The organism is Psychrobacter sp. SZ93C1 (genome assembly GCF_015864635.1).
Taxonomy (GTDB): Bacteria; Pseudomonadota; Gammaproteobacteria; order Pseudomonadales; family Moraxellaceae; genus Psychrobacter; species Psychrobacter fozii.
In genome coordinates this window covers 1-962 of record NZ_JADYWY010000031.1, presented here as the reverse complement: position 1 = coordinate 962, position 962 = coordinate 1, and the positions used below count along the sequence as shown (strand labels likewise).

Sequence of the window (962 nt, the reverse complement as noted above, 5' to 3'; positions counted from 1 at the left end):
GCTTGGTTACTAAGCTCGCTGACTGAGAAGCAGCTGATAGGAAAGCCATCTGTGGTACAGAGGCTGACCAATATAATTTCTCTATTAGCATCACATAAAGTTTTGATGTGGCTTAGTAATGCGAGTTTCGCTGGCGATTTTTCATTTGACATAGTCATACCTAACATCAGTCTTGGTTATTAAGAGTGTTGAATAAGGATAAAAGAGACACAGCGGACTCTCTACTTCTAGGATCGGTGTTGATCACGGGGGCCACTACATTGTGCTGCATCAACATGATTCTTATTTCTTGACCAAGTGCTGATAGACTCTCCTTATCAGCATCTTCACAGTGGGTAATAGCGATGACACAAGTGGTCTCGTTTTTTTCGGGTTCGAAGAAGGTGAGCAGTTTATCCATATTGGCATAATCAGGGGTTTCACCATAGCGAATCAATATGAGTAGTCCCCACAGAGACTGGTTGACGAATTCCCATAAAAAGGAAAAACGTTCTTGTCCTGGTACGCCATAGATGCCTAAAGCCATGTCATCCGATAGTGTGATCCGTCCGTAATCAATGCCTACTGTGGTGTACTCTTTGCCGATATCGATACTAGACTTCGCTTCTGTCTCGATAGGACTGATTTCACTCAGTGTTTGAACCAATTGAGTTTTTCCGGCACCCACTTCACCAATGATAGCTAGCTTCTGATAGTTCAATTTTTTACCTCATTCCTAAGAATTTTTTGATCGCGCCATAAAATTTATTAGGCTTTTTCTCACTGACCACTGCTTTCTCTACTAATGGCTCAGCTTCTGTGACGCTTAAGATGCCTGATCGTTCAAACTCTCTGACAATTTGTGTGACTTGCTGAGGTGTGCCAAATTCGCCACTATCTGCCAAAAAGTTAAATGGATACGGTTTTTTGGTCAACTTGATACATAGATTCATAATCATTTGAGGATTACTTTCATTATTCAG

General features: G+C 41.4%; 2 protein-coding genes. Both read right to left on the bottom strand.

Features of this window, described 5'->3' with window-relative positions:
• Window positions 1-166: 166 nt before the first annotated feature.
• Window positions 167-700: a GTP-binding protein gene (locus I6E83_RS14655; RefSeq protein WP_197102980.1), complete on the bottom strand. Its 534-nt coding sequence runs from the start codon at window positions 698-700 to the stop codon at window positions 167-169.
• 4 nt (window positions 701-704) lie between these two features.
• Window positions 705-962: hypothetical protein (locus tag I6E83_RS14650; protein WP_227680975.1), on the bottom strand; the 258-nt coding region annotated here is incomplete at its 5' end.